This is a genomic window from Lactobacillus nasalidis (assembly GCF_016587775.1).
Taxonomy (GTDB): Bacteria; Bacillota; Bacilli; order Lactobacillales; family Lactobacillaceae; genus Lactobacillus; species Lactobacillus nasalidis.
Window position 1 is genome coordinate 1 of sequence record NZ_BOCG01000084.1, and the last position, 5,009, is coordinate 5,009.

5 protein-coding genes and 1 pseudogene are annotated in these 5,009 nt (G+C 45.4%); all 6 read right to left on the reverse strand.

Features of this window, described 5'->3' with window-relative positions; genetic code table 11:
* Nucleotides 1-46: 46 nt before the first annotated feature.
* Nucleotides 47-544 (reverse strand): PTS sugar transporter subunit IIA, encoded by a 498-nt coding sequence (locus lacNas_RS01090; RefSeq protein ID WP_201331120.1) that lies wholly within the window; start codon nucleotides 542-544, stop codon nucleotides 47-49.
* Between the two features lie 114 nt (nucleotides 545-658).
* Nucleotides 659-1,456 carry a LytR/AlgR family response regulator transcription factor gene (locus lacNas_RS01095; RefSeq protein ID WP_201331119.1) on the reverse strand — a complete coding sequence of 266 codons (798 nt, stop codon included), beginning with the start codon at nucleotides 1,454-1,456 and terminating at the stop codon, nucleotides 659-661.
* Between the two features lie 8 nt (nucleotides 1,457-1,464).
* Nucleotides 1,465-2,754, reverse strand: a complete 1,290-nt coding sequence (locus tag lacNas_RS01100; protein ID WP_201331118.1) for a sensor histidine kinase — start codon at nucleotides 2,752-2,754, stop codon at nucleotides 1,465-1,467.
* 265 nt (nucleotides 2,755-3,019) lie between these two features.
* Entirely contained in the window at nucleotides 3,020-4,039 is a 1,020-nt protein-coding gene (locus tag lacNas_RS01105) for a hypothetical protein (protein WP_201331117.1), read from the reverse strand.
* A 139-nt stretch (nucleotides 4,040-4,178) separates the two neighbouring features.
* Complete coding sequence (locus tag lacNas_RS01110) at nucleotides 4,179-4,853, reverse strand: ABC transporter ATP-binding protein (RefSeq protein WP_201331116.1); 675 nt, start codon at nucleotides 4,851-4,853, stop codon at nucleotides 4,179-4,181.
* A 1-nt stretch (nucleotide 4,854) separates the two neighbouring features.
* Nucleotides 4,855-5,009 (reverse strand): annotated as a pseudogene (locus lacNas_RS14455) (ABC transporter permease); the annotation flags it as partial.

The window sequence follows — 5,009 nt, forward strand, 5'->3', positions numbered from 1 at the left end:
GTGAACCTGCATCCCTGCTGCGTTCACGCCTGTTTTTGTTGTCTATTTAATGGTAGCTGATCGTCTGGACCGCTCTTTTGGCACTGATCTCCCTAAAGAAGACCGGCGCCGAGACCCCCTTGAGGATCTGGTCGTTGGTATAAGTCACGATCACCGTGTCATCATAGCCGAGCCCGCGGAGCAGCTTGCGGTTCATGGTCGCCAATAGCTGCCCCTTTTTTACTTCCTGGCCGGCTTCAACCAAAATGTCGCAGCCGCCCCCGCCCAGCTCGACCGTATTTAGGCCCAGGTGGATCAATAAATCCAACCCTTCCTTGGTCCGGATGCCAATCTCATGGTTGGTCGGAAACAAGGAAGTAACCGTGCCGTTCAGGGGAGCGTAGATCAAGTCGCTGGACGGCTGAACCGCGAAGCCCTCGCCCAGTCCCTTGCTGGCAAAAATCTCATCGTTGACGTCCGCAAGCGGAAAGAGCCTGCCCTGGACCGGAGCCAGAACCTTGCTCAGCCGGGCCCTGCTCTTTAGCAAATCAAAAATTCTAAACATAAATCAACCTCAAAATGATATTCAGACTAAAATATGTAAGCGCAATCATCACTGTCTAGTTTATCATTTTGATGGTAGATTTACTACATGTTCCCGCTAACAATTGCCATTTCCCTAACGGAGCAGCCGTTTTGCCGCCGTTTCGACCTTCCAATTATATTCGTCAACCAATCTGTCCATCTCATGCCGGAATCTCCGTGAAAAGCTTAGAATCTCACCGTTCAGCATGACAATAGTCCGTTTGCGCAAGTTGATCGCCGCTACATTTTTCGGATTTATTAGGCAAGACTGGGATATTTTAGCCAAGAAATCATTTTCTTCATCAACTGCTTTGATATCCCCGACAAACTCGCTCCGCTTATTTGCAGCGACTAGCAGCAACTTATGCGCTGCTTGAGTCGTATGAATATAAAGCACGTCTTCTACGTTGATGTTATTGATCTGCCGGCCAAAGCGATAGGAAAAAGTCAGTTTCTTAGAAAAGTTGCTTTTGCCCAGTCTCGTCAATGCATCCCTTACGGTCTCGTTCATCCTCGCCTGCAAATCAGCGTCATTTTTATTGATATAATCTACCGCGCCAATCCGCCTTTCAAAAGTCATTGGCATGTATTCGCTATATGCCGTCACAAAGATAATCTGGGCTCGTTCATCCCGTCTTTTAATTTCAGCTGCTAGCTCAACTCCATTGTGCTCATTGTCTAATTCAATATCCAAAAAATAAATTCCGCCATCTAGGCTGTTTTCGTCTAAATAGTCGAGTACTTCTTGATATTTCGTGGCCAGCTTGCCAACTTCGTACTCAATATCATGATCATCTACAGGAGCCATTGCAAAAGCAATGCCAACTTTTAAAGAAAGGTTCACTGCTTGCTTAGGGTCATCATCGCAAATTATTATCGTGTATTCTGCCATTATCTGTCCTAACTAACCGCCATAGAAAAAGTAAAGTAGTCATCAGAGATGCCATACTCAATATACATGTTCTCATACTTGTCCTGTATCTCATGTACGTTTGCTAAACCATACCCCTTATGGCCTGTCTTGCTGCTGATACCCTTTTGAGCAATTTCATTCAGCTTGATCTTGTTTCCCTGACTGCATCTATTCTTTACAACAAATTCCAGCTCTTGCGGCTGTGCTTGGTACAGCATAATATCAATTCTCACCCATCCAGCATCACCTGTCTCTTGAAGTAAAAGCTCACTCTCTTCAATCGCGTTATCTAGGGCAATTCCGATGACTCTAATCAAATCGAAAAGTTTGACTTCTGCTGGTAGATCGGTAATTTCCTGGGCACATTCCAGACTGTAGCTAATTTTTCTTGCATTCATACGGTCTAACTTATCAATAATCAGCCCCTTCAGCGCGTGATTGTTGATATGGTTTAAACTCTTATACTTCCAGAGGTTAGGATCGTTAATTTCGGTATTGGAATAGTCAGCTAACTCTTCTAGCAAAGCTTTGTCCCGGCTGCTTTGAGCACTTTCCCGCAAAGATGCCAAGAGGTTCAAGTAATCATGCTTAAACCTACGAATCGTATCTTCGCTTTTTTCCAAATCCTGCAAATACTTTTCCCGCAATTCTTCTTCTTGCTGGTTAAGCAGGCCCTTTTGAATATGGAAATCAAACCAAAACATAATCACCGCGAAAAGAGTTTGGATCACGATCAGAACACTCAAAGTAATCGTTGGAGAGTAAAACCATTTATTATACAGTACTGCCAAATTTAAAAGAAAAGTTGAGACATATAAGTATACAAGTAAGCAGAATAATGGCTGTCCTGTCTTTTTGCTGGTGAAATTTTTTATTAATCTCTCCCTATTTTTTTGAATAGCAATAATAATCAAGAAGTATGCCAACAATGACATCCCCAATGAAAATATCTGCGAGTATCCAGCAAAACTGCTTTCTAACAAATTATCGATACTATCTAGAAAAATATCGGTAAAAAAAGCTAGTAGCAATGAATTCAAAAGCAATAGTTTATTATTTTTAGAGAAGTATTTATAGAAAAATAACGCTTCAAACAAATTGGCTAGAAAAGTCGCCCAAACATCGTACAAGGCAATAATAGTTGCCAATACGAGAACTGAAGAAACGACAAGCAACTGTCTTCGCTCGATTTTTACTCCGCCTAACAAATTAACCAAATAAAGGTCAAACAAAGCAGAAAGGATGATGGTTGTAAGATAAATAATAATATCCTGCATTAATTTTTCCGGTAACGAAATAGGTTCTTAATAAGCGTATCGATAAATTGGTTGCCTTTCTTACCATGCGTTCCTCTGATGAGACAAATCCCCTGCTGAAAACTTAGCCTCTCACTGTGCACATATGTATTTGCCACTGGAATCTCAGCAGCTAACGTCACTACAAGTATTGCTATAAAATTCTTCATGGTGCTTCCCTCCGATATAAACTAAATTATGGAAATAAAAAAGATTGAAGAGACAGTCTTATCTTCAATCTTTCCCGCTAACAATTGCCATTTTCCAAAGTCAATTCTCCGCCAAAGGCTTCCAAGCGGCCAACTTCAGCCAGGTTGATCTGGCCAGCAAAAGTCTCGTACTTGCCAGACGGATATTGCTCCAAGCTTAAGGCATCCCCTTCCTTGCTCTTCAAGATGCCATATTCTGCTTCTTCCTCATCCTTCATGACAAAGGACACGACTTGCCCGGCAACCAATTGCCAGAAGTCCTGCATCTGCTTGATGTTTGCTGCTTTACCTTGGACTTCAAATGGATCTGCCAGACCTTTTTCCTTGAGCTGGCGCCGGCAACGACTAATATCTTGCAAATACTCTGATTGATCAATTACTCTGTCAACAGCCGTCTTCTTAACCAGCAGCAATGAGTCATCCCGGCCCAGTTCATCCAAAGTCAAATATAAGCTGAAGTCGTCATCAGCACACAAGAGCTGGCCAACCGCGAATGAAGCTGGATCTTCTTTCAGATGAACTTCGCACAAACCATCTACAGTTGTATCTTCAGTATCCCGCAACTTAGGATTGTCCAGCAGCCATTCACCTGAGAAAGCTGCTAGCCGCCGAAGTTGACTGACAGCAACTTCTCCTGCAAAAGGTTGGTATTTGCCAGAAGGATATGCCGCGAAGCTGACTCTTCCGCCAGAAATCTGGTCAATATATCCCCATTGCTGGTAATCTTCGCCTTCCAGGCCAAAATAAACAACCTGCCCGGGCAATAAGTCCATAAAGCTTTCAACTGACTTGATCAAGCTGACTTTGTCTTCCAGCTTGAAAGGATCTGCCAGGCCTTTTTGCACCAGCAGATCCCGCCGGCGCTGGATCTCTGCCAAATAATCTGATTGATCCAACAGCCGCATGACCGCTGACTTTCTGATCAAGAGCAGCGAATCATCCCGGCCCAGTTCATCCAAAGTCAAGTAGAGCTGCCAGCCGTTTTCTTCAAACAATAATTTCCCGACTTCGAAACTGTCCTCATCTTCGCCAGTGTAGATTTCGTATAATTTTTCCATCCCTAACGACCTCACATTTCTCACTCGTTTTCTTATTTAAGCATACACTTTTTTCAGATTTTTTCTGCCAAGAACTCAAATCCGGTCGTTTTTCCGCGTATCCGGTCAAAAAAGGCCCCGCCTGAGCGGAGCCTTCTTCTTATTTTCTTTGCGTCAGCTGCCCGTCCATCATGTCATAGATGTGGTCAGCGTATTTTTCCAGCCGCGGGTCGTGGGTGACCAAAATGATCGCCTTCCCGTGGTCCTTGGCCAGCTTCTTAAACAAGCGGCCGACTTCTTCTACCCGCTCACTGTCCAGTGATGCCGTTGGCTCATCAGCCAGCAAAATCTTCGGGTTGGCGTACATGGCCCGGGCGATTGCCACCCGCTGCTTCTGCCCGCCTGACAAGTTCTCCGGATACTTCTTGACCAGGCCCTCAATCCCCAGGTCAGCCAAAAGATCCTTTAATTCTTCTTGGCGCAAGTTGCCGGTCTTCTTCACCTTGTCCACCAGCTGGAACTGTTCCTCAACCGTCAAGTACGGTACCAGGTTGTAAGCTTGTAAAACAAAGCCCAATTTGTTCAAACGCAGGCGGCTGCGGTCCTTTTCCTTCAACTGGCTGATGTCCTGGCCGTCGATTTCCACCTGCCCGCTCGTCGCGCTTTGCAAGGCGCCCATAATCGTCAACAGGGTGCTCTTACCGGCCCCACTTGGTCCCATCAACAGAACCACGTTGCCAGTATCCGCGCTGAAGTCGACCCCCTTGAGGGCAACCGTCGCTGCATCCCCCTGCCCGTAAACTTTTTTCACGTTCTTGATTTCAATCGCTGCCATTTTAGCCTCCAATTGCCTGTACCGGGTCAATCTTCAAAATCGTTCTGACTGGGTTCAGCCCGCCCAGCAGACCCATCAACAGCATCCCGCCGATCGCGAATGCAAAAATCTCAGGCGTAAAGGCCATCGGCGCAGATGCCGGCATGGCGGCCGCCG